Source organism: Desulfobacula toluolica Tol2 (assembly GCF_000307105.1).
Classification (GTDB): Bacteria; Desulfobacterota; Desulfobacteria; order Desulfobacterales; family Desulfobacteraceae; genus Desulfobacula; species Desulfobacula toluolica.
Window position 1 is genome coordinate 4,030,942 of sequence record NC_018645.1, and the last position, 23,915, is coordinate 4,054,856.

At 39.6% G+C, this 23,915-nt stretch carries 15 protein-coding genes; 8 read left to right on the forward strand and 7 right to left on the reverse strand.

What is annotated here, in order from left to right; genetic code table 11:
- Positions 1–517: 517 nt before the first annotated feature.
- The 4 genes from TOL2_RS18360 to TOL2_RS18375 all read right to left on the reverse strand — a co-directional run bounded on the left by TOL2_RS18360 (position 518) and on the right by TOL2_RS18375 (position 12,678).
- Complete coding sequence (locus tag TOL2_RS18360) at positions 518–8,170, reverse strand: type I polyketide synthase (RefSeq protein WP_014958789.1); 7,653 nt, start codon at positions 8,168–8,170, stop codon at positions 518–520.
- A gap of 115 nt (positions 8,171–8,285) precedes the next feature.
- Positions 8,286–9,872, reverse strand: coding sequence for a PfaD family polyunsaturated fatty acid/polyketide biosynthesis protein (locus tag TOL2_RS18365; RefSeq protein WP_083863765.1), 1,587 nt, complete (start codon positions 9,870–9,872; stop codon positions 8,286–8,288).
- A gap of 136 nt (positions 9,873–10,008) precedes the next feature.
- The gene (gene xerD / locus TOL2_RS18370; RefSeq protein ID WP_014958791.1) at positions 10,009–10,896 is read right to left on the reverse strand and encodes a site-specific tyrosine recombinase XerD; all 888 of its coding nucleotides are present in this window, start codon (positions 10,894–10,896) and stop codon (positions 10,009–10,011) included.
- Between the two features lie 21 nt (positions 10,897–10,917).
- A complete protein-coding gene (locus tag TOL2_RS18375) occupies positions 10,918–12,678 on the reverse strand; it encodes an SUMF1/EgtB/PvdO family nonheme iron enzyme (protein WP_014958792.1) in 1,761 nt (586 codons plus the stop codon).
- A 188-nt stretch (positions 12,679–12,866) separates the two neighbouring features.
- Between TOL2_RS18375 and TOL2_RS18380 the strand changes: the two genes are divergently transcribed.
- The 7 genes from TOL2_RS18380 to TOL2_RS18410 are packed head-to-tail and all read left to right on the forward strand — an operon-like array spanning position 12,867 to position 19,702.
- Positions 12,867–13,646 (forward strand): ParA family protein, encoded by a 780-nt coding sequence (locus TOL2_RS18380; RefSeq protein WP_014958793.1) that lies wholly within the window; start codon positions 12,867–12,869, stop codon positions 13,644–13,646.
- Positions 13,643–14,050, forward strand: a complete 408-nt coding sequence (locus TOL2_RS18385) for a hypothetical protein (protein ID WP_014958794.1) — start codon at positions 13,643–13,645, stop codon at positions 14,048–14,050. Before TOL2_RS18380 ends, TOL2_RS18385 begins: the two co-directional genes overlap by 4 nt.
- Positions 14,050–15,525 carry a DNA topoisomerase I gene (locus TOL2_RS18390; protein ID WP_014958795.1) on the forward strand — a complete coding sequence of 492 codons (1,476 nt, stop codon included), beginning with the start codon at positions 14,050–14,052 and terminating at the stop codon, positions 15,523–15,525. The genes TOL2_RS18385 and TOL2_RS18390 overlap by 1 nt, the downstream gene beginning before the upstream one ends.
- Positions 15,525–16,637 (forward strand): aminofutalosine synthase MqnE, encoded by a 1,113-nt coding sequence (gene mqnE / locus TOL2_RS18395; protein ID WP_014958796.1) that lies wholly within the window; start codon positions 15,525–15,527, stop codon positions 16,635–16,637. Before TOL2_RS18390 ends, mqnE begins: the two co-directional genes overlap by 1 nt.
- Positions 16,638–16,642: 5 nt before the next feature.
- A complete protein-coding gene (mqnC, locus tag TOL2_RS18400; RefSeq protein ID WP_014958797.1) occupies positions 16,643–17,701 on the forward strand; it encodes a cyclic dehypoxanthinyl futalosine synthase in 1,059 nt (352 codons plus the stop codon).
- The gene (locus TOL2_RS18405; protein ID WP_014958798.1) at positions 17,698–18,876 is read left to right on the forward strand and encodes an amidohydrolase family protein; all 1,179 of its coding nucleotides are present in this window, start codon (positions 17,698–17,700) and stop codon (positions 18,874–18,876) included. Before mqnC ends, TOL2_RS18405 begins: the two co-directional genes overlap by 4 nt.
- Positions 18,869–19,702, forward strand: coding sequence for a menaquinone biosynthetic enzyme MqnA/MqnD family protein (locus TOL2_RS18410; RefSeq protein WP_051012462.1), 834 nt, complete (start codon positions 18,869–18,871; stop codon positions 19,700–19,702). Before TOL2_RS18405 ends, TOL2_RS18410 begins: the two co-directional genes overlap by 8 nt.
- 42 nt (positions 19,703–19,744) lie before the next feature.
- On the opposite strand, the gene TOL2_RS25820 is transcribed toward TOL2_RS18410, so the two are convergent.
- Positions 19,745–19,870 carry a hypothetical protein gene (locus TOL2_RS25820; RefSeq protein ID WP_269764182.1) on the reverse strand — a complete coding sequence of 42 codons (126 nt, stop codon included), beginning with the start codon at positions 19,868–19,870 and terminating at the stop codon, positions 19,745–19,747.
- Between the two features lie 896 nt (positions 19,871–20,766).
- Between TOL2_RS25820 and TOL2_RS18420 the strand changes: the two genes are divergently transcribed.
- The gene (locus tag TOL2_RS18420; RefSeq protein ID WP_014958801.1) at positions 20,767–22,398 is read left to right on the forward strand and encodes an HD family phosphohydrolase; all 1,632 of its coding nucleotides are present in this window, start codon (positions 20,767–20,769) and stop codon (positions 22,396–22,398) included.
- A 97-nt stretch (positions 22,399–22,495) separates the two neighbouring features.
- Here TOL2_RS18420 and rplQ read toward each other — a convergent pair whose 3' ends face one another.
- Positions 22,496–22,852 (reverse strand): 50S ribosomal protein L17, encoded by a 357-nt coding sequence (rplQ, locus tag TOL2_RS18425; protein WP_014958802.1) that lies wholly within the window; start codon positions 22,850–22,852, stop codon positions 22,496–22,498.
- A gap of 6 nt (positions 22,853–22,858) precedes the next feature.
- Positions 22,859–23,890, reverse strand: coding sequence for a DNA-directed RNA polymerase subunit alpha (locus TOL2_RS18430; RefSeq protein WP_014958803.1), 1,032 nt, complete (start codon positions 23,888–23,890; stop codon positions 22,859–22,861).
- Between the last annotated feature and the right edge of the window lie 25 nt (positions 23,891–23,915).

Below are 23,915 nucleotides of genomic sequence, written 5' to 3' on the forward strand. Positions count from 1 at the left end.
TTTTTTGGAGTCCCTGCTTTTGAAGTTCCTGCGATAAGAAGCCAATTGAATATCCTTTGGTTCTGTACTATCAAAGGGAATATTTCAAATAATAAGGCAATCGCCATAAAAAACTGTTGAAATGCTTCATTATGATCAAGACGTTTGAAAAACACAATAACACAAGTCTGACCCAATTGGTTATCATTGACTCATTGTTTGTTTTTTTGGGGATAACTCTGAATATTAGTCAATAATAGTAATAAAGCAGGTTCAATTCGCCGTGTCAAGATCACGATGGATTTTTTATAAGGATTGGCCTTTGCTCAAACGCCATTAAAGCTTTATCATCACTACATGGTGTTTTATATGAAAAAATTTTTAACCTGCTGAAATTAGAGGCTTTTCATTATTTATTGCGGCAGAGTGATCTGCTATGGCCGTTTTATATGAAAGTCTTCAAAAATCCAAACAGCGACTTTCAATCTTTGTTGTGGGCAAACCAAGTAGAAATAACAGGTCTGCCCGTGGCAGTTATTCAGAAACCTTGTCCTGTTTTAATGATTTTTTTTAAGCTCTTGATTTTATTAAATCCAACAATAAAATCTGTCATTTCATAAATACAAATGCCGTCAACAGTCAGCGCACCATCTGCAATAATGGAAAGCTCATCTTTTCCTGTGGAAATATCTTTAATATGGGCATGGACTTCAATTTTTTTGTTTGAAGGTATTATTTGCCCCCGGTAGATCCATTCATGGGATTGACCAATTGTCATTTGAGGGTCATACGCTTCCGGGTCAATATCAAATTTTTTAACAAGGAAAAATCGGATCATCTGAAGAAAAGATTCGATTCCAAGTGAACCTGGACAGACCGGGTCCTGATAAAAATGGGCTTTAAAAAACCATTCCAAAGGATCAATAATTTTTATCGCCTTGATATATCCTTTTTCATAGAGCCCTGCATCAAAACTTAAAACTTCAATTTTATCGATCATTCTCAGTGCTTTTGCCGGCATCCCGGTATTTTTGTCAATATTTTTGTCATCCGGTGTTAAGGGTGCATCATCTTTAAATTCATAGGCAATTGTTGTTTTTGCATTTTGTTCCGGCAACAAATATCCGCTGAACCGGCTGTTCCTTATACCGACCTGATTTGAAAGGGTTTGTGTGGTAAAAAAACCAAAATTGGTCCATCCTTTATACACTGCATTGCCATCCTTTAATACCTCCATGTCAAAATCCTGAATAATCATACCGCCTGCTTTGGAGACATCCTTCATCCTGCTTCGAATGGTGACAGTACCACAATCTTTTGATAAAGGCTGAATCAATGTGGCTTTTCCCCCCAGATTTCTAAAATGTAGCCTTTCATCACTTGCAAGAGCGGAACCTGCATAAGCAGCCAGCCATCCACAGGGCTGGAGCGCAATTTCAAGAAGGATGCAAAAGGGAATGGTATCGCTTTTGTTGGCCTTAAAATACCATGCATCTTTTGGAATATCATATTGAGTTTCAATCCATCCGCCCGGTTTTATTTCCCATTGCGGATGGTCAGCGACAACAACCCTGTCCATAAAAAAGTAGGGAGGTCTGGGCAGTCGGGCTATCTGCCGGTCTTTATCAAATATGGTATATTTTTCTCCAAATGCTTCGGAAGGATTGCCCTGGGCAAATGCAAGAATAGAATCCCTTGAAAAAAGAGGTTTGTTTTTGAATGTGTCATTTAAAGACAAATCGGTAATCGCTTCAAATCCTGTGATACTTGCAACAACAACATTTTCTTCATTCAAAAAAGTAAAATAGCCTTTAATTTTGCTCTTGGTTTCTTCATTTACGGTAAACAAAATTCGAATATCACCTTTTAATTCTTTAAAGGATGAATACAGCCTTAGATTAGCGATAAAGCTTGGCAGGCAAACCTGTCCCATTCTTTCATAGGACCAGAGTATGGCAGCCTGAAAAGCGGCATCCAGCATCATGGGCTCAATTTTCCATGTTGAATGCAATGGCTTTTTAAACCATTTATCCGGATGAGGTGCCAAACCTGTAATCACTTCAATCCCTTTTTTTGAATACCCATTAATACATTTTATCCCCTGCAGGGCATTTCCATGGAAAAGGATTTCACGATATGCCTTTGTTATTGTTAAAGAATAGGGTTTTAACTCCATGAAAGCCGCTTTGGAAAGAACAGGCGGTTTAGGCAGTTTGTCTTTTAAAATAACGGTACAATTTGAATGCTGAAAAAAGTTTTCATTGTCGTTGGTTGATGTAATGCTGCTGGGTGTCTTATATTCATTTCCGTCTGGTTTGCATTTTCCCAGATTGACCGTGACATTCAATTCCTCAGTTCCGGGTTTAATGCCCTTTAAAAGGCGCATGCCGTCCATCCCTGCGAACACAAGGCCTGGATTGTTTTTTTGGGCAGCATGAGCATGGCATTCCATTAATAATGCAAATGGTACTACCGGCTCTCCTGCGATCCTGTGAGAATTTAGAACCGGCGCTGAGGTTAAACCCAAAGACAGCGTCATAGCCTTTGAAAGTTTGGGTTCTCTGGATTTTTCAGGCTCTAAAAGATGCGCGCCAATGACCACTTCAGGGCAAATTTTTTGTGTGTGTTCCATTTCCCTTAATAATTGTTTTGCTCCGGCCTTTAAGGGAATAAGATCAATGCCTCTTTTTAAAAATGCTTTTTTCAAAGACTCATCCACCATCCCGCCTTCCCACGGTCCCCAGTTGATGGATAAAAATTTACATTCCGGGTTTTTTATTGCCAGTTTTTGAGCTGTCTTATTTAAAATCTCGTTTGCAATTGAATAATCACATTGGCCCTGATTACCGGTTCTGGCAGCAATAGAAGAAAATAGAATAAGATATTTGAGTTTATCATGTTTTGAAGCATACAAAAGCGAGTCAAGCCCTTTTACTTTTGTTTCCAGCACATTACAAAATTGATCGATTTGTTTATCAATGATCAGTTTGTCTTCCAGTACCCCGGCACCGTGGATGATAGCGGTAATCTGCCTGAACTCTTTGCGCACGGTTTTAAAAATCTTATCAATCTCTTTTTGATTTCTGATATCTGCTGAAAAATATCTAACCTGTGATCCGTTTTTTTTCATCAATTCTATGTTTTTTTGAATTTCCCGGTTGGATACAATTTTTTGATATATTTTTTCTATATCAGCAGGTTTGGGGATCTGACCTTTAAACTCATGAGTGAGTATGGCTTTTTTCAGCATGGCAGGGTCATAAAGATCATTGGCCCATTCCGGTTCCAAAGCAGGAGGGGCTGATCTGCCGATAAGGACAATGGTGGGTGAATACTTTTTGGCAAGTTCATTGGCACAGGCTGCAGTAACTCCTTTGGCACCGCCTGTGATGATGACGACATCCTCGGGCGAAAGATCGACAATGCCATGTTGTGTCAGGTCCTGATCAACCAGAACGGGAATATTACAGCTGTCCCCATCCAGCCCCATTTCAACTGCACCGTGGGTCATCATTAAAGCCACTGCAGCTTCGGCATTTTCCAGACATTTTTCTTTGCTGTCCGGCATGTCCAATGCTCTGCATAAAACATTTTTCCACTCAAGATCAGCGGTTTTTGCAAGCCCTGCAACTCCTCCATAAGCCGGGTCACAATTGAATGCTTTGCCTGAAAATCCAAATTGTCCGCCTAAAAACGAGACTGTCGTTAAAAATGCCCCTTTTTCAGTGGCAGAATCTATGAGATAGGCTGCATTCTTTTTTACAAATTCGAATGCTGATTTTAAAAATTCCATGGCAGAGTTCCGGTTTTTTTCCTTGAAAGCATCCGGCAGCAGGACTATCCCTGCCGCATCCGGCAATTCAGGTATGTTGCCGTTACCGATATCAATCAGGTCTGCAGTTATACCTGATTTTTCAAATTCCGATTTAAACCGGGCAGCTATTGTTGAGCTGTCTTGTGTGATATAAACTTTTTTTTTAGTCGGCAGTTCGATTCTTGAGCCGTTATAAAATCTGATCTGATTTGTCGGATATTCTTGTAAAGAAACAACCTGCCGTGTCAGTCTTGTATCGGATACGGGGTTATCCGGTCCTTTTTGAGGCTCATAATTGGACTCTGGAGTTTTTTTTTTAGAGTCAACCGGTATTTTTGAATCAAGCGGTGTTTTTGAATCGTTTTTTGTCAGGTATTGAATGATCTCTTCAATCGTTTTAAGGGTTGCAATATCATCAGAAGAGATGGTTTCAATATGATCCAGTTCCTGCTCAAGTTTTGAAAGAATCTCCACACGTTTAATGGAATCAATTCCCAGGTCTGATTCAAGATTCATGGATGGTTCAAGCATTTCAACAGGAAATCCCGTCAATTCACTGATGGTATTTACCAGCACTGTTGAAACTGTTTGATAGGTATAGGTGTCATGCTTAATATCTACTTGAACAACGGGTTCAGATTCAGTGACTGGATTTGTCACAGCCGTAGTTTCAATGACAGGAGTTGCTTCATTTTGTATGGCAATACAGATATCTTTTAAGGTCCTGACGGAACCGATATTGTCAGTAGTCAATCCTTCACAGGAAGGGATCTGTTTTTCAAGTTCTGAAATAATTTCCACTTTTTTAATGGAATCAATGCCAAGATCAGATTCAATGTCCATATCGGATTCCAGCATTTCAACAGGAAAGCCGGTCAGCTTGCTTACAATTTCAAACAGGATATGTTCATTGTGAGCATCGGCAGTATTATTTTCAGATTCAGCGAACCGATTCGTTTCAACTGGTTGGGATTTCGTTTTAACTGGTTGGGGTGTCTCAATTTGAATCTCAGGTTCAACTGCAGGCGCAATTATGGTGTGGGAAGAAATTTGAGAAACCGGAATAGGATCATTTTCATGGTCAGGTCTGTATTCTGTTATTGCCGGTGCCGGTTCTGATACTGCTGCTGATACCGGTGCCGGTACTGATGACGCAATGGGAGTATTAAAGGCAATATTGCGGGTATGCTCCAGCATGCTTGCCAGGGTTTTGCTGGCCTGGGCCTGGGTCTCAAGAAATTTTTCATGGGTCCGGGCGGTCTGTGTTTGAAGCTGCTGCATGGCTTCAAACCCTTTTTGAACCATTGTCATGGCTTGTGATGCCGGTGAACTCAGACGGTAATTCTCCTGCCGTTGTGTGTTTTGAGTCGTCATATCAGATCCTTTTATGGCTGACCTGTTTTCAATAAATGGTTTTTGCATTGCTTTTTGCGGTGAATTATTTGTCAATTCAACAGTTTTTGCCGCTTTAAATTCAAGTGATTCATGGTGGATTTTTTGTTGTAATGGTTCAGGTGCTGATTTCGGAAGGTTGCACCGGTTTTTCGGCTTAGGATTAGCACCTGAAAATTGTACGCTCATTTTTTTAAGTTTGGGTTTTTCTGCTGCATCTTCCCATTGGGTCAGATCAACAAAAAATCCCTTTGATGCGATCATACACAACACATGGGCAAGATCTTCAATACCTGATTTTTTTCCTGATGATTGGTCAACAGAGACTGCCATAATATTTTTGTCTCGTAAAATTGGCTTTATGAGACCGGTTAATACGGCTTTGGGGCCCGCTTCAATAAAAAATGAGACATTTTTGCCCAGCATGTTTTCAATATTGTCCACGAAATTGACCGGGTTTATCAGCTGGTTTCCAAGAATTTTTTTGATTTCAGATTCTTTTTTAAGATAAGACGTTCCCGTGGTGTTTGACAGGACGTCAATACCAGTTGAAGAAAATGTTGTAGAGGCCAGATCTTTTTGAAAAGGCTTTACAGCATTTTGAACCAGTTTGCTGTGGAATGCTGCGGCAACATCAAGTTTGACAGCCCTCATTTTCTTTTGGTCACAGATTTCTTTTGCACGAAGGATTTCTTGTGTTGAGCCGGATAAAACCCCCTGGGTTTTACTGTTTTTATTTGCAAGGATAAGGTCAAGTTTGTTTTGTTTTATCAGGGTTTCTATATCTTTTAACGCAGCTTGAACTGCAAGCATGCTGCCTGAATCCCCATCCAGGGAACCGGCTGCGGCCATATGTTTGCCGCGTATTGCAGCCAATTTGAGAAAGGATTTTTCATCCATCCAACCTGCTGAATAAAGGGCACAAAGCTCACCAAAACTGTGACCACAGGTGATGTGTGGTGTTATGCCGAATCTTTTTAACACCTTGATCATGGCAAGGGACAGTGCGCCAATGGCGGGCTGGGCAATATCAGTTTGGCGAAGCTGTTCTTCTGATTTGTTTTTTTGCTGCAAATGGGATGGAGGGGGAAAAATATAGTCTTGTAACAGCTTGCTGCCGGAGGTGCTGTTTTCTTTAGAAAAGATATCGGCTGCCTGTTCCATTGCTTCTAATGCTTCAGGGAAGACGGAAACAAGATCTTTTCCCATACCCGTATACTGGCTTCCCTGGCCTGGAAATAAAAATCCCAGCTTGCCTTTGTTGTTGCCGGATGAAAAATAAAGATTGGGTTGTGATTTGCCCGTCTCAATGCTTTGCATGGCAAGATTCAGATTCTTTTGAATATCATCCTCTTTTTTATGAACTATCAGCAGTCTGAACTCATGAGCAGATAAAAAGTTCTGCCTTGATTCACAGGACAGCCAGGCAATGGTCTGGCGGGTTTCCAAAGCATCTTTTGTCACATCCAGCCCTGCTTTAAACCCATTGATTTTGTCCAGCAGACCCTCTTTGGCATCAGATGAAAACGCAATGATTTGAATGGCCCCATCCCATGAAACATGATTTTTTTTAGGCGCATATTCTTCCAAAACCACATGAAAATTACTGCCTCCAAAACCAAATGCGCTGACGCCCGATCGTCTGGGAGCAGCAGCAGGGTATGATATCCAGGGTTTTGACTCTGAATTTAAATAAAAAGCGGAATTGTTGATGTCCAGTTCCGGGTCAGGTTCCAGGGCTTTTAAGGTTGGAGGAAAGGTTTTGTTATAAAGAGATAAAGCGGTTTTTATAACCCCTGCCGCCCCTGCCGCAGCCTTGGTATGTCCGATCATGGACTTGACCGATCCTATGACTGTGTGATTCTTTTTGCCGGTGTGTTCAAAACATTTTTTTAATGCTTCAAACTCCACCTTGTCCCCAACCCGTGTTCCGGTTCCATGGGCCTCCACAAGCCCAACTGTGGAAGGGTCGAAACCAGCTTCCCGGTAAGCTTCCTTGAGTGCTTTTAACTGTCCTTTTGAATCCGGGGCATAAACGGCTGACGTCCTGCCGTCACTTGACGTGCCGATACCTTTAATCACGGCATAAATTCTGTCATTATCCTTTTGAGCATCTTCAAGGCGTTTTAAAATCAGCATCCCGATACCTTCACCCAGAACAGTGCCGTCAGCATCTTTTGAAAAAGGTTTTGCATCACTGGTGTGTGACAGAACCCCGGTTTTTGCAAAACACATGTGCATGAAAATATCATTTAACGTATCCACTCCGCCGGTAATGGACATATCGCATTTTTTTGAAACAAGTTCCATGACCGCCGTATGAATGGCAGACAAAGAGCTTGCACAGGCAGCATCTGTGACGGTGTTTGTTCCGGAAAGGTTCAGGCGGTTTGCAATTCTGCCGGCTACCACATTGCCAAGAAGGCCCGGAAAAGAGTTTTCCTGCCATTGAACATAATCGCCTTGTATCCGCTGAAGGATTTCTTCTCTTTTCTCTTCACGGATACCTGAATCTTTCAGAGCCTTTTTCCAAATCGGATGTCCAAGCCGTCCGCCCAGAGGAATAACCAGTTCCTGGGTTCCGGTAACGCCTAAAATCACATTGACCTTTTTTTGTTCAAGAGCAGGATGATTCAAGGGGTATCCAGCGTCTTCAAGAGCCATTCTTGCCACCTCAAGACCCAGAAGCTGGGAGGTGTCGGTTACTTCAAGATTATTGGGCGGGATACCGTAACTTAACGGGTCAAAGGAGACGGCCGGAAGAAACCCGCCTCTTTTACAATAGACATGGTCTGGTGTGGATGGGTCAGGATCAAAATAGTCTTTTATTTTCCAATGGGTTTTGTCCGGGATATCTTCAATTGCATCAATACCGTTGAACAGCAGGTGCCAATATTCTTTCAAGTTCCTGGATTTTGGGAAGATACATCCCATACCGACGATGGCAATGCAAGGTTTGTGCTGTGTGTTGTCTGTTTTGCTCATAATCTCAAAATATTGAATTTAAATAATTAAAATTATAGACAATATACTATCCCAAAATTGGAGAATCACCCAATTGTCATGGATTTGACAAAAGTTTTACATTGAAAAACACAATTTAAAGATAAAGAAAAATTTCTTCTTTTCTTATGGGGTTGAAACCATTTGCATTCATTGGAAGTTCGATTCCCTGGGTTTTTAAAATAGATGCCCGGGTGCAGACACACGCACCAAAAAGGAGATTTAGAGCTATTTCAGCTGTTTTGCGGTTTTCATGGGGTTCAAGAAAACTGCCTTTGACCCACTGATTAAAGGCACCAATGGCAGGGCCACACCATATCTGGTAATCCATTTTTCTCTGGGGGATACCCTTTATGGCCCATTTGGATGAAAGGCCCAAATAGGACCTGAAAACAAGGGCCATTTTATGTTTTGGATCAGCTTGGGCTTTTTCTATCTCTTTTATGTTTCCGGTTTTATGAAAAAAATCTTTTGTGGATTCCCAGGCATCCTCAAAGCGTGCCTGCAAAAATTTTTCCTGAATTTCATGCTTTGATTTTTCATCAATTTCATCAAAACTATTGTGGGATTGATATAATTTGTAAAGCTTGTCCGCCCTCACTGGAAACATGGTGCCACGCTTTAAAACCTGAACCTTTGCGCCAATCTCAAACATATCCGCTGCAGGGGCCATGGCCACATCCGCCTGCTCGGCCTGGCAGAGCATCTTTTTGACATCCTCACAGATTCCGGCTTCAACACAGGATTGATTTATGGACCCTGTCAAGATATAGGCGGCCCCCATTCCAAAGGCTGCTGCTGCTGATTCAGGCGTGGCAATTCCCCCTGCAAGCCCTACGCACAAGGGATCTTTGTAATTGAAAGTTTCCATAAATTCATTTTTCAATGCTATCATGGTCGGCAATAGCGTCAGTGCCGGTCGGTTGTCCGTATGGCCACCCGAGTCTGCTTCCGCAGTCAGATCCTGGGCCATAGGAATGTGTTGGGACAGCCTTGCTTCCTGTTGGGTAATCAATTTTCTTTCAAGAAGTTGATTTACAAGTTTTTCAGGCGGTGGAGAGAAAAACTGCCGTGCAATTTCAATCCTGGATACTTTTGCTATGATATTATGGGGTGTAACAATGTGCCCATTGTCGTTTGTATGAATACCTTTAATTCGATAATACACAAGGGCTGGGGTCATACGCATGAAAGCCGCAGCACTGATGAGATTGACCTGATGTTTTAGATACAGTTCCACCGTAGCCATTTCATGGGCAGGGTCACCCGGGGAATGAATCAGGTTAAACCCAAAGGGCCTGTCTTTCAGCGTGCTTTTCAGCTCAATGATATTTTCTTTGATTTTTTCAATGGAAAGGCCACCAGCACCCAAAAAACCTATCATCCCGTTTTCTGCCATGGTTTTTACAATAGCCACAGATGTGATGCCATTGGCCATGGCACCGGCAATATAGGGATATTTCAAAGCATGCCGGGTCTTGAACCGCTTATCACCAAGGTTTTCAGGCCGGACAGCCGGAACAAATGCCTTGATATGATGCAATGTGTCTTCCTTAAAAGCAGCGGTGAAAAAATCATTGTCATTATGTATAAAATGAATTGCGTCATTGTTCTGAATAGCAAAAATAGGTTTGTTCACCTGCATGAGCAGTTCGTTCAAGGAGTTTGAATTTTCAAAGGACATTATGTTTTCCGTATAAAATATTTTGCTAAAAAGCGTTTCATTGATGTTTTCCAAAAAAATAGCAGCCCTCTCTATTACCACAAAAGGAATTTAAGAATCAATATGGAAGTTTTTGATTTGAAAATCAAATGCTTAATTAGTGTCTTGGATGATATTTTTGATGCATTTTCATCAGGTATTCCCTTGAAATGTGCGTATAAATTTGTGTTGTGGATATATCTGAATGTCCAAGCATGGTCTGAACAGACCTTAAGTCAGCACCGCCTTCCAGCAGATGAGTGGCAAATGAATGCCTTAAAGTGTGGGGGGTGATATTCTTTGATATGCCTGCAATCAGAGCATATTTTTTTATTATTTTCCAGAAAGATTGCCGGGTCATGGGTTTGCCTGCCCTTGCAACAAAAAGATATGGGGTTGATATTTTATTTAACAGGGCAGGTCTGCCTTGGTTAATCCATTGTTGTGTAATTGATCTTGCAGGGGACCCTATAGGTATGAGTCGCTCTTTGGAACCTTTTCCCATAACTCTTACACAGTTTGCATCAAGGTTGATGTCCTGAAGTTTCAATGAAATCAGTTCAGATACCCTTAGGCCCGCTCCGTACATGATTTCCATCATGGCTGAATTTCTCATCTCCCGGGGCTTTTTGATGTCAGGTACATCAAGAAGATCTGCAACTTCCTCTACTGTCATAATTTTGGGAAGCGCCAGGCCGCTTTTGGGGATTTCAACCTTTTTTACAGGGTTCTTTTTGATTTTTTTTTCATTCACCAGGAATTTATAAAATCCCCGGATGGTAATCAAATGCCGGGCTCTTGATTTAGCAGACAGGCCTTGTTTTGATAGATCAATCAACCAGGCAAAAATGAATACCGTATCCACATCAGCCGGATCTTTAATTTTATTTTTTTCAAGAAAGGTGATGTATTGAGCCAGATCTGCCGAATAGGACATCAGGCTGTTATCGGACAAGCCTTTTTCAATGATAAGGTAATCAAGATATTGTTGAGTTAAATCATCCATGTTGTTATGAAAATATTGTGATTATGAAAATATTTCGGAAATACATCGAAATCCAATTGTGTTTGAGGTGAAGCCTGGTTTAAACAAAGCTCTTGAGCTGATGGTAATATCTTGTTTGGAGTTCCAGGCTGCACCCTTTGCAATATTGTATCGGATATTTTTTTTTGATTCAATTGAAGGTGTTTCCATGTCGGCGGTCCACTCCATCACATTGCCGAGCATGTCCACAATTTTAAATTCATTTGCAAACGCATCATATTCATCCACCGCACATGTGTCAGATACCCCGCTTTGCTCGATATTCAATGCATTGGGGTTAAATTTATTGCCCCAGGGGTATTTGTATCCCAGGTCTGTTCTGGCTGCCGCTTCCCATTCCGCTTCAGTCGGCAATCTTCTTCCTATCCAGGCGGCAAATGTGACGGCATCATCCACACTGACCTGGACAACCGGATGACTTCTTTTGCCATGCAGGTTTGAATCCGGACCAAAAGGATGATACCAGCAAGCCCCTTTTATATCTTCAGAGCCTGCATGTTTGTTCCAGGTTAATCCGTTGGTATCTTTTTTAAGGCTTGAATGATATACCCTGCCATAACCCTGATTTTCCGCTGTTGTCGTATATCCGGTCTGCTCAATAAATATTTCAAACAAAGAGTTGCATACGGGATACATGCCGATATAAACTTTTGGCATATCAAAGAGTTGTAATTCCATACTGGATTTAAGACTTTTTTTCGTACCGATGGTATATTTCCCTTCAGGAACGGTTACATATTTATTTATTTTTTTTTCTCTTTGCCCCAATGTGTCATCAAAATGCTCTGCAAGTTCTTTTTTTTCTCTGAATTCTTCTAAAGCTTTGAGTTCGTCTTCATCCAGCTCATCCACTTCTTCGAGTTCTTCATCTTCATCCAGCTCGATTTCTTCGACATCTTCATCCAGTTCTTCTATCTCTTCAAGTTCCTCATCTTCGTCCAGTTCTATTTCTTCAATATCCTCTTCAGCCTCGATTTCTTCAAGGTCTTCATCCAGCTCATCCACTTCTTCGAGTTCTTCATCTTCATCCAACTCGATTTCTTCGACATCTTCATCCAGTTCTTCTATCTCTTCAAGTTCCTCATCTTCGTCCAGTTCTATTTCTTCAACATCCTCTTCAACCTCAATTTCTTCAGGATCTTCATCCAGCTCATCCACTTCTTCAAGTTCTTCATCTTCATCCAGCTCAATTTCTTCGACATCTTCATCCAGTTCTTCTATCTCTTCAAATTCTTCACCTTCGTCCAGTTCTATTTCTTCAATATCTTCTTCAGAGTTGTCCGCATCTGTTGTTTGGTAATCTTTCAGAAAATTCTTTACAGCTTTTAAAAGATCCTTTGCCTGATCCAAATTAATATCACCGGTTTTAAATGCATCTGCAAAAGAGTTGAACAGGTTATTTTTTGCTTCCTGACTCATATCAAACACATTGGAATCGGCAATAATAATATTCTCACGATTTTGTCCTTTTTGGGACAGCTTTTCCAAATCCGCATTAATCGAAGATTTAATACTTGAGAAATTTCTTCGTTTTGCCTTGAGTTTTGAAAGATGGTCACCAACATCCCAAACAGATTGGATCAGGATATCCGTGTCAAGTGAAGACAATTGTTTTAAGGACTCATTTGAAGTATAAAAAGCCCTTATTGCCAGGATTGCTCTTTGTTTTATCGAACCTGGCCGATAATTGAGACTGTCAATCGCCTGATCTATTCCTTCAAGTGATATGGATATGTTTGTCAAAGGGGGCTTTGTCTCCAGTTTACAGTTTGATATTGCCCCGCATTATGATATATTCACACAAATATTTCAACTTTCTCTGAATATTTCATTATAATTATTTTAATTGAAAAATAGAGAAATTTTGGCATCACCATTTATTTGAACTATATGATTGAATTTTTTGATAATTATGTTAAAGGTATATGGTTATGAGTAAAGTAATTACTATAGCAGGCCAGAAAGGGGGAACAGGTAAAAGCGTTACAGCTGTAAATCTTGCAACATCATTTGCTTTAATTGAAAAAAAGACGCTTTTAATTGATTGTGACCCCCAGGGATGTTCCACGAAATGGTGCGGTGTTAAAAAATTTGATTATAATTGTGATATTTCTTTGGTTTTATCCGGCAGGGCAAAGTTCACAGATGCTGTTGTAAAAACGGAATTCCAATATCTGGATATCATGCCGGCAGAATTTAATTTATTTCAAGTCGCCTTGAAATTGGGTAAGTATCCTGGAAATGAAAAAATATTACGCCTCCTTTTAAAGAATGTTGAAGATAAATATGAGTATATTATTATTGATTCGCCTTCTTCATATAGTTTTTTAAGCATTACGGCTATGACAGCCGCAGATTGGCTGCTTGTCTGCATGTCTGTTCATCACAGTTCAGTCGAAGATTTCCATTGCCTGCTCAGACTGGTGAAATATATTCGAACAACTCACGATGTTCCCTTGAAAATAGCCGGTCTTCTTTTTAACAGGTGTGAAACAAAACAAGACATCCTGTCTTTTATAGAGAACCAGAGCCTTTCGGATATAAAACCAATGGTTTATAATACATTTATTCCCCTTGATGAGAGTATTAATAGGTCAATTGATTTGAAAATTCCTGCTGCATTGCATGAAATAAAGAGTCCGGCTGCTACAGCCTATTTGGAGTTTGCAGGGGAAATAGATGTTTTCTTCAATCAGAGAGGTGTTTCATGAAACTGACAAATCCGGAAATCATTCAGGAAAGCGAAAAAGAATTTATTGACACAATAAATGCGGAATTAGACTGGGAAGCCATTGAAAAATTGCTTCTTGAAAAACACGGTTTCACACTCCAAGATGAAATAGACTACAAAGACGGTGATCTTGTGGTTTATAATAATAAAATAGCCTATAAATTCGATTTTGAAATCAAGGTTCCCTTATCTGTAATTTTTAACAGGCAGGGCGAATGCTTGAAGATGTCAACCCTGCGGGATGATTTTGAAGATGAAAATGATCTGTCTCAAAAAAAAAACTCTTTAAAACCCATAAACCCTGAACAACAAAACGACACAGTGGCTCAGATGGCCTCAAATATAGCGAGTATGATTTCTGAAATAAATCATGGAGATGACTAATGGATGCAGATGCTAAACCCGGTGAAAAATTAACCCCCGCATTTGTAAGAGACAAGCTGGATGAAATTCTTACACAGGAAATTACGGCATTGCTTGATGTTGATCCAGACTTTGCAATGCTTTCTTTTAATTTGACCAGTATCTCCTGTATAACCCTTATTGTCGAGAAAGAAAGAGAAATCAAGCAATATTCGGATTTTCCACCGGAAAGATATACAAAAGAATCATTTCTCAACGAATTGATGGAGATCGGGCTTGAAAAAGATGAAACCCTTGAAAAAACAATTGATTCAGTCTTAAACAAGGGGTATGTAGGTATTGATTCAAATGGGGAATTAAAATCTGAAATGCCGGCCTTTATGATGGTTGGTTTTCTTGACAGCATGTTTCCGGGTATGCAGGGTATGAATCTGGTTGCCTTTGTTCTTCAGATGAATGATGAAGTGAATTCAGGAAGAAAAAGTCTTGAGCTGGCAACTCAGAGTTTTAAAGCTGCCCTGAAAAGTCGCGGAGTATCTGTTTCAAAAGACCGGGCTGAAAAAAAAGCATCCGAGATAGTTTCAGGACGTGTTTCAATCCCAAGGAAATCCAGAGAAGTTGCCCGGAAACTTAAAAAAAAAAATATGGATCGCCTGTCAAAATTTATCAAAAAACGAAAAAAACGATCTGTTGATTCGTCCGGTCAATTAAATATAAAGGATGTTTTTGATAAAGAGTCTTCAAAAGAAGCACTGACTGCTCAGAAAGATGAAATTAGAAAAGCTGATGACCAAGCAGAAAAAGCATTGGAAAAAGCCGCAGAACTTACCAGGGAACTGGCTCGAAAGGAAAAGAAAATAAGGGAGGCGGAAGCAGCGTCAAAAGAAGCTGAAAAGCAATTAAAAGAACTTGAGCTGAGGGAAAAACAGCTTCTGGTAGCCCGGGATGAAGCAAGGAAGGCTGCTGAAAAGACAGCGGAAATAGAAGCCCGGATGGCCGAAAAAGAGTTACTATTAAAGACTTTGGAAGAAAGGCTGAAACAAGAAGAAGAACAAAAATTGCTGCAGGAAGAAGAAGCCAAGCAAAAAAAGACCCAGGAAGCGCAAATCAAAGAAGTTTCCCGGGCGGATGAAGATATCGCCTCTCAGATTGCTGCATTTGAAAGCGAATTAACCATGCCCTGCCCCCTTTGCAAAGATGGGGAGATTATTCCGAAGACAACCGAAAAAGGAAAGGATTTTTTCACCTGCAGCAAATCTGACTGTAGATTTGTTTCCTGGGATAAGCCCTATCATTTTGAATGCCCGCTGTGTAAAAATCTGTTTTTAACGGAAATGACAACACCCAGTGGTGAAAAAGGACTAAAATGCCCCAGGGCATCATGTTCATACACCCAGAACAACCTGCTTGATCCAAAGCAGAACATGGTCCTGGCAGCAGCTGAATCAGCACCGAAAAAAAAGAAAAAAATCGTTAGAAGAAGAAAGAGATATTAATGGACATATCCTTTATAGATAAAAGACTTGAAAATATTTATTCAAAAGTCTTAAATGGTTCCCGTCTTTCCCGAAAAGACGGGATTTGTATTTATGAAACTCATGATTTGATTGGTTTGGGGCAGATTGCCAACCATGTCAGACGATCTTTGCATGGGAACAAAGCGTTTTATATTTATAATCAGCATTTAAATTATACTAATGTGTGTAAAAACAGATGTCGCTTTTGTGCATATGCCAGGGATGACAATGAAAACGGTGCCTATGCCTGGTCGATCGAAGAGATCGAACAAAGGCTTTTGGAGCGTATTGATGAGCCTGTCAATGAATTGCACATTGTCGGGGGGTTGAATGAAAATTTAAGTTTTAATTATTTTATTGACCTTTTAAAGACCGTCAAAAAAGTAAGACCCAATGCCACCATTAAAGCATTTACCTGTGTGGAAATTGATTATCTGTCAAATCTTGCCGGACTTAGTGTGGCGGATACCATTCAGCAGTTAAAGGATGCCGGGCTTGAAATGATGCCGGGCGGTGGTGCCGAAGTACTAAACTCAAGGATACACGAAGAATTGTTTCCCAAAAAAATAGGCCATGAACGCTGGCTTGAGATTGTAAGGGCTGTTCATAAGGCTGGGATCAAAACCAATGCCACCATGCTGTATGGTCATATTGAAACAATTGAAGAGCGGGTGGATCATCTCATCGCGTTAAGAGAATTGCAGGACGAAACAGGAGGGTTTTCCGCCTTTATTCCATTGGCGTTTCATTCTGAAAACACCCAGTTATCCCATCTTCCGCCCACCACCGCCATGGATGATTTAAAAAATGTGGCAGCCGCTCGCTTGCTGCTGGATAACTTCGGCCATATTAAAGCATACTGGGTGATGATAGGGGAAAAACTGGCCCAGGTGGCCTTGAGTTTCGGAGCCGACGACCTGGACGGGACGATTATAGAAGAGAGAATTACCCATATGGCCGGTGCGACATCAGCAAAAGGTCTTACAAAAGAGCAAATGGAGGATATGGTTGTTTCAGCAGGGTTTGAACCTGTTGAACGGGATTCTTTTTATCATCCGGTCAACTTATCATCTGATCAACGAATGGCGTGAATATAATGGACAATTTAAATAATATTATTGAGAAGGTTAAAGAAAATCAAAGAATCGATATTAATGAAGGTCTGCTTCTTTTCAGGCAGGCTGATTTTCTAACCCTGGCAAATCTTGCAAACCATAAACGGTTTTATTATCATCCTGATAAAATTGTCACATATGTGGTGGACAGAAATATTAATTATACCAATATCTGTGTATCAGGCTGCAGGTTTTGTGCTTTTTTTGTGCCCCCGAATCAGGACAGGGGATATATTATTTCAAAGCAGGAATTGTTTGATAAAATTGATGAAACACTGGATCTTGGGGGAACCCAGATCCTGTTACAGGGTGGCATGCATCCGGATCTTGAAATCAACTATTATATTGACCTGCTAACCGATATTAAAAAAAAATTTAATATTCATGTTCACGGATTTTCCCCCCCTGAAATAGATTTTATTGCGAAAAAATCAAACTTTTCCATCGCACAAACAATATCGATTTTAAAAAAGGCAGGTCTTTCTTCCATTCCCGGGGGAGGAGCGGAAATTTTATGTGATGATATCCGGCAGCAGGTTTCTCCGAACAAATGCAGTTCCGACGAATGGCTTGAAGTGATGCGCCAGGCACATCTGCAAAAAATGAAATCCAGTGCCACAATGATGTTCGGGCATCTTGAACAAGATGTTCATATTTTTGAGCATATGAATAAAATACGGTGCCTGCAGGATGAAACCAACGGATTTACCGCATTTATTCCCTGGACATTTCAACCGGACAATACCCAAATTGCCGTTAAAAAAAAAACCAGTGTGGAATACTTAAAGGTTCTGGCAATGAGCCGGCTGTTTCTTGATAATATTGATAATATCCAGGCATCCTGGGTAACCCAGGGAGATAAAATCGCCCAGGCCGCACTTTTTTTCGGGGCAAATGACATGGGTAGCACAATGATCGAAGAAAATGTTGTTGCGTCGGCAGGTGTTGATTTTATGCTTTCCAAAGAAGAGTTGACGCGGTTAATTACCACGGCAGGGTTTGAACCCAGGCAACGGGATTGTTATTATAACCTGCTATGACCACAAATGCGAAAAATCTTGTCTGTGTTGAAAGCAGCCATAAAAGAGAACTTCATCGCGCCGGATGGATTGTTGTTGATGCTTCAACCATTATCGAGAACGCATACCTTGAAACTGAAAAAGGTTTGATTACAGGCGTTCATAAAGGAAGGCCGAAAGAAAAGTTTATTGATCACGGCCCTGGAGTATTGATGCCGCCACTTGTTAATACTCATCTGCATCTGGAATTATCTGCCTTAAAGAACCAGTTGCATTTTGATAAGGGCTTTGAATCCTGGGTTAAAGCGCTTTTGGAAACAAGAGATGCCCTGGGACAAGAAAAGTTAATTGAACAAGCCCAAAAGGCTGTCGGGGAGTTGATAAAGTCCGGCACTCTTTATGTGGGTGATATATCAACTCTTGGGATTATAAAGCCGATGATTGAAAATTCCAGATTGAATGGCGTTTGTTTCCATGAGTTTCTGGGATCAAATATTCCATCGCTTTTTACCTGTAAAAATGATTCTGTCTCATCTTCCGTTGCAGGGCATGCACCGCATACCTCTTCGCCTCAATTGCTCAAGGCACTAAAGGAACGGTCGAAATCAGCAGGCTTGCCTTTTTCCATTCATGTGGCGGAATCTGATGTTGAATCAGAATTTATCCATGATAAAAAAGGGCAATGGGCCGATTTTTTAATTGATCGTGGAATAGACTGGTCTTCCTGGAATATTGGATCAAAAACACCTGTATCATATCTGAATGACCTGGGACTGCTTGATCCTTTAACAATTGCCGTTCATGTGTTGAATGTGACAAAAAAGGACATGGAAATACTTGCCCGGTCAAAGGTCAAGGTGTGTGTCTGCCCCAGAAGTAATCAAAATCTGCACGGAAAACTTCCTGAAATTGATCGGATGATCCAAAAGGGGATTGAACCTGCCCTTGGGACAGACAGCCTGGCAAGCTGTGATTCTCTTAATATGTTTGATGAAATGGCCTTTGTGAAGAACCATTACCCGAGACTGGACCCTGAAATTATTTTTTCAATGGGGACCATTAATGGTGCAGTGGCCCTGGGGCTTGACCGTTGGACAGGTACGCTTTCAAAGGGTAAAAGAGCGCGGTTTTTATATCGATCAGTGAATGTAACAAATAAAAAGGATCTTTTTCAAAGAATAACGTCCAATGAATAATAAACATGTTTATATGGGGAAAATAAGTTATATCAATGCTTCCCCGGTATATTACGGCCTTGATCACGGTCTTTTGCCCCATTGGCTGGCAATGATTTCTGACGTTCCGTCCGTTCTTAACCGGAAAATCATAACCGGTCAGATAGAAGTGAGCCCGATATCAGCTGCATTTTATGCCATGCATCACCGGGAGCTGTTACTGCTTCCCGATCTTTCCATATCCTGTCACGGCAGGGTGTTAAGTGTTATCCTGGCAAGTAATTATGCCATTGATGATCTTGAAGGCAAAAAAGTTATGTTCACCCGGGAATCCGCTTCGGCAGCCTCGTTTATGAAAATGATATTTAATCAGAGAAAGGTTTCTCCGGTCTATGAAATTGGGTCTGTAAACAATTGCCGGATGGTTTCGGAATCTGTTGATGCCGCCCTGGTGATCGGTGATGCAGCGCTGAGGCAACCCTGGGATCAGGTTTTTGAATATACCATTGACCTGGGACAGCTTTGGTTTGAAATGACGCAACTGCCGTTTGTCTTTGCAGTCTGGGTTGTCAGGCGATCTTTTGCTCAAAAATATCCTTTTCTTGTAAAAGACATTCATCAATTGCTGTTGGAGTCAAAAAAACAGGGATATCAACATATGGATGAGGTTGTTGAAGCAGGTAAAACCAAATTAAACCTTGAAAGATCTATTATTAAAGAATATTTTGATCTGCTGTATTGTGACCTTGACGATAAAAAGATAAAGGCCATGCAGATGTTTTTCAATTCCCTTCTGGATCAGGGGATTTTAAAAGAAAAAACCGACATCAGATTTTTTAAAGCCTGACCTTTTCGCACTCCTGCGAAAAGTATGTTTTTAGGGCTATGATTATATCGGATAAGGTGTGGCGATTTTTTCAATACTGCCCGAATTTTCATAGTTGTTATGACAGGCCTTTTCCAGTATCCCCGGAAAAGTGTCCCGGGGATACTGGAAAAGGCATTTTTTCGACATAATCATTCAGCTGTTTGAAAAAATGCCCGGTATCGGCTGTTAATCTTTCATCAAAGAATGCATCTGATTGGCGTTTAAGGTTATTCCATAATCAAGAATTATAACGAAATATTAAGAGCCTAATCATAAAAAAAATTTTATGATCCAGTGAAAATCCTGGATTTTTTGATAAAGAATCAGTAATTATTCGTAAACCGGGATGAAATATCGCGCTCATTCATAGTATTAATTATTTAGACGATAATATTGTCAGAAATAACGGAAGTCAATTCTTTTTTTAAAATAATGTTGTCGATTTTATTTTTTTTATAGCTGAGTTATCTGATTTTAAGATCTCAGAAACTACCACGACAGGCTGTTACACTTGGAAAGTTTTTGAAACCGTTGACGATAAAATTGCCAATCGCTGGTGGCTATGGGTCAGCCGTTCGGTTGTTTATTTGTAGATTACACAGGGCAGTGGATTCAAGCAAAAAACCTTGCATCAAAAATTTTTTCTTTAATGGCTCGTTATCTCCCGGATGATTGGGAAAATAGATATAAGATCCGGCCGATATTGTTAGAATCTTTTGTGCAAAAAAAATAAATTTGCAGGCACTTGTTATAAAGCTGCAAAGTGGAAAAATATTGGAAAAACTAAAGGGCGTGGAAAACTTGGACAGCCTAAAAAAAATTAGTGTTCCCATCAAAGATATCTGGATATATCCCTTAATAACAAATTTTAGAGTTTTGCTGAAAAATTAACTCATGAATTACTAAGGCAAATATTTACATTATCGTTTTGACAATTTTAAACATTATGCTTGATTAGCCTCCTTTACCTTGTTACAGACAATAGAGAATAAGAAATAAAAATGTTGATAATCATTGGATAATCTAAAGGTATTAAAGTGGTTATGAGAAATACTATAAAAAAACAGATATTTGATAAAAATTTAAACAATAATAGTCATATTGACAAATTAATTAAAATTGGTATGGCTCTTTCTTCGGAAAAAGATATCAATAAGCTGCTTGAAATAATGTTAGATAATGTTATGGAGATCTCTAATGCCGATGCAGGCTCTTTATATGTACTCGACAAAAAAAAAAAACAACTGAATTTTAAAATCGTGAGAAACTATTCCATGAATATACGGATAGGTGAAAACGATGGAAATGAATGCGTTTTACCACCGGTCCCTTTAGAAATTAATAATGAACAAAATTTGAAAAATGTTTCTTCTTATGTTGCTATCATGGGCAAAAGTGTGAATATCAATGATGTATATGATGTAAAGGGTATTTTTGATTTATCCGGTCCTAAAAAATATGATGCCATCACAGGATATCGCACTAAGTCAATGCTCGTTATTCCGTTGAAAAATCATAAAAATAACATTATTGGTGTTCTGCAACTGATCAATTCTCAGGATATTGAAACAAATGAAATTATTAATTTTTCTTCGTACGATGAATATTTAATAACATCCATTGCATCTTTGGCTGCCGTTGCTCTTACGAATGCACAATTGATTCAAAATCTTAAAGAGCTGATTTCAGCTTTTATTACAAGCATGGCTGCTGCTATTGATGAAAAATCTCCTTATACTGGTGGACATATCAGACGTGTGGTTGATTTAAGTATGCTGATAGCAAAAGAAATCAACAAAAGTGATAATGAAAAATTTATCGATATTGTTTTTAATGCAGATGAACTTGAGGAGCTGAGAATAGCAGCATGGATGCATGATGTGGGGAAAATCACTGTCCCGGAATATCTTATTGACAAGGCCACTAAGCTTGAAAAAATCATAGACAGAATTGATCTTGTTGAAACAAGATTCCAGTTAATTGAAACACTGATTCAAAAAGATCATCTTAATGAAAAAATTGAATTGTTAAATAAAGAAGGTCATATTGAATCACATATCAAGCAACTGGAAAAAAAATTTCAACTTACAGTTGATTCATTGAGGCAAGATTTAAATTTTATCAAATCCTGTAATAATACCGGTGATTTTATGCCGGAAGAAAACATAGCCCGAATAAAAAAAATCGGGAACAAAAGATATGTTTTTAATAATAAATCTTTCCCGTTTTTGAATGATGATGAGGTCGAAAACCTTTGTATTCAAAAAGGAACTCTAACTGATAAGGAACGTTTAATTATTGAAAATCATGCTAAGGTTACACAAAAGATTACAGGAGAGTTACCATTCCCTGATGAACTTTCCCGAGTATCGGAATTCGCATCAAATCATCATGAAAGACCTGATGGAAAAGGGTATCCAAATGGCTTTTCAGGTGAACAATTGGCTATTCAATCACGAATTATTGCAATTGCAGACATCTTTGAAGCTTTAACTGCAAAGGACAGGCCTTATCGGGAACCCATGAACCTGTCCAAGGCAATAAAGATTCTGGAGTTTATGCAAAAAGACAATCAGATTGACAGGGATATTTATGAACTGTTTATGAATGCCGGCATTTATAAACAGTATGCTAAAAGGGAAATTGATCCTAAGCAGATAGATATGGAGATTTAAATATATGTCAAAGGATAGATATAAAGGAAAAAAAACCCTGGCAAGATTTACCAGCCAGGGATTTTATTTCTCTTTAAAATTTACAACAATAGCTCTATCAGTCAAAAATCAATTCAATCTGTACCATTGGAGCAACATCCCCTTTTCTGGGGCCTAATTTGATAATTCTTGTATAACCACCCTGTCTTGAATTAAACTTCTCTGCTACTTCATTAAATAATGTATGAACAACATCTTTTTCCCGAATAACTGCAAGCGCTTGTCTTCTGGCATGTAAATCCCCTCTTTTTGCAAGAGTGACCATTTTGTCTGCAATTGATCTTAAGCCTTTTGCCTTTGCTTCGGTTGTTTTAATTTTATCGTGTTTGAACAGAGAAGTTACCATGTTTCTGAACATAGCCTTTCTATGACTTGAGGTCCTGTTCAATTTTAATACTGATTTTCTATGTTTCATGGAATATTATTCTCCTTCCTGATTGTTCTCATCTGAATCTTCTGGTGGTGGTTCAAAACCTTCAAGGTCCATACCCAGTGAAAGTTCCATGGTAGTAAGAACTTCCTTTATTTCATTTAAGGATTTTCTACCAAAATTTTTGGTTTTCAGCATTTCACCGTCCGTTTTTTGAACCAATTGATAAATAGTATCGATTTTAGCGTTTTTCAAACAATTGGAACTTCTGACAGATAATTCAAGCTCATCCACAGATCTGTAAATATTCTCGTTAATGCCGATATCCTTGTCTTCTGAACTTTCTTCAACATGATCAGGTTCCATGTCTTCATCAAAATTGATAAATGGATTCATCTGCTCTTTGAGAATTTTGGCAGCATATGCAACCGAATCATCAGGTGTTACGGAACCATCCGTCCAAACTTCAAGGGTAAGCTTATCATAGTCGGTTTTCTGTCCGATCCTGGAAGTTCCCACAACATATTTAACACGCTTAATGGGGGAAAACACACTGTCAATTGGGATAGTTCCGATTGGGGCATCCTCATCTTTATTGGCCGAAGAAAGAGCATATCCTTTTCCAGTTTTTACAACCATGGTCATGTTTAGCACACCATTTCTAGAAATAGTGGCAATATGCTGTTCAGAATTAAGAATTTCAACCTTGCCGTCCGGGCTTACAATATCTGCACCCGTGACCTCTCTCTCACCTTTTAGATTCAGTGTTAATATTTTATCTTCAGTGTCGTCAACCTTGAGCTTCAGCTCTTTAAGGTTTAAAATTATTTCGGAAACATCTTCTCTAACATCGGATATCACACTATATTCATGAAGAGCATCATCAAATTTAACGGATACAATGGCCGCGCCATATATGGATGAAAGAATAATACGCCGCAGAGAGTTCCCGATAGTAATACCGTACCCCCTTTCAAGGGGTTCACATACAAATTTACCATATGTTGAAGTTGTGGTAACGTCAAGCTTCTCCGGCTTGATCATCTCTCGCCAGTTCACATATGCAAGTTTTTCAGATGACATTCATATCTCCTGATATAAATATTTG

Coding starts and splice junctions, on each gene's coding strand:
- TOL2_RS18360 (WP_014958789.1), bottom strand. CDS start 8,170: ATGAGCAAAACAGACAACACACAGCACAAACCTTGCATTGCCATCGTC.
- TOL2_RS18365 (WP_083863765.1), bottom strand. CDS start 9,872: ATGTCCTTTGAAAATTCAAACTCCTTGAACGAACTGCTCATGCAGGTG.
- xerD (WP_014958791.1), bottom strand. CDS start 10,896: ATGGATGATTTAACTCAACAATATCTTGATTACCTTATCATTGAAAAA.
- TOL2_RS18380 (WP_014958793.1), top strand. CDS start 12,867: ATGAGTAAAGTAATTACTATAGCAGGCCAGAAAGGGGGAACAGGTAAA.
- TOL2_RS18385 (WP_014958794.1), top strand. CDS start 13,643: ATGAAACTGACAAATCCGGAAATCATTCAGGAAAGCGAAAAAGAATTT.
- TOL2_RS18390 (WP_014958795.1), top strand. CDS start 14,050: ATGGATGCAGATGCTAAACCCGGTGAAAAATTAACCCCCGCATTTGTA.
- mqnE (WP_014958796.1), top strand. CDS start 15,525: ATGGACATATCCTTTATAGATAAAAGACTTGAAAATATTTATTCAAAA.
- mqnC (WP_014958797.1), top strand. CDS start 16,643: ATGGACAATTTAAATAATATTATTGAGAAGGTTAAAGAAAATCAAAGA.
- TOL2_RS18405 (WP_014958798.1), top strand. CDS start 17,698: ATGACCACAAATGCGAAAAATCTTGTCTGTGTTGAAAGCAGCCATAAA.
- TOL2_RS18410 (WP_051012462.1), top strand. CDS start 18,869: ATGAATAATAAACATGTTTATATGGGGAAAATAAGTTATATCAATGCT.
- TOL2_RS25820 (WP_269764182.1), bottom strand. CDS start 19,870: ATGTCGAAAAAATGCCTTTTCCAGTATCCCCGGGACACTTTTCCGGGG.
- TOL2_RS18420 (WP_014958801.1), top strand. CDS start 20,767: ATGAGAAATACTATAAAAAAACAGATATTTGATAAAAATTTAAACAAT.
- rplQ (WP_014958802.1), bottom strand. CDS start 22,852: ATGAAACATAGAAAATCAGTATTAAAATTGAACAGGACCTCAAGTCAT.
- TOL2_RS18430 (WP_014958803.1), bottom strand. CDS start 23,890: ATGTCATCTGAAAAACTTGCATATGTGAACTGGCGAGAGATGATCAAG.